Source organism: Shewanella sp. CAL98-MNA-CIBAN-0140 (assembly GCF_040309905.1).
GTDB classification, from domain to species: Bacteria; Pseudomonadota; Gammaproteobacteria; order Enterobacterales; family Shewanellaceae; genus Shewanella; species Shewanella psychromarinicola.
This window is the reverse complement of the sequence record NZ_JBEOPI010000138.1, coordinates 1-281: the sequence shown is the minus strand read 5'-3', so window position 1 is coordinate 281 and position 281 is coordinate 1. Positions and strand designations below refer to the sequence as shown.

General features: G+C 42.7%; 1 protein-coding gene. It reads left to right on the top strand.

Annotation, left to right across the window (positions count from 1 at the left end; translation table 11 throughout):
* Window positions 1-47: 47 nt before the first annotated feature.
* Window positions 48-281: NRDE family protein (locus AAEY93_RS20480; protein WP_351079473.1), on the top strand; the 234-nt coding region annotated here is incomplete at its 3' end.

Below are 281 nucleotides of genomic sequence, written 5' to 3'. Positions count from 1 at the left end.
ATCAAAACCTCTTAATAAAATTGTATCGTCAATAAAAAAGGAGCCATATGTGTATTGTCGCCATCGCTTGGCAGTTATTTGATGAGTTGCCGCTAGTACTCCTGTCTAATCGTGATGAGTTTTTGCAACGCCCGACTGACACATTACACCAATGGTCAGATAAATCCATTTATGCCGGACGTGACTGTCAAAGTGGTGGCACTTGGCTGGGCATTCATCAAGAGCTACAGCAAGAACCAAATCAACAGATAATGCAGCAAACACCACAAGCAACCTATCAC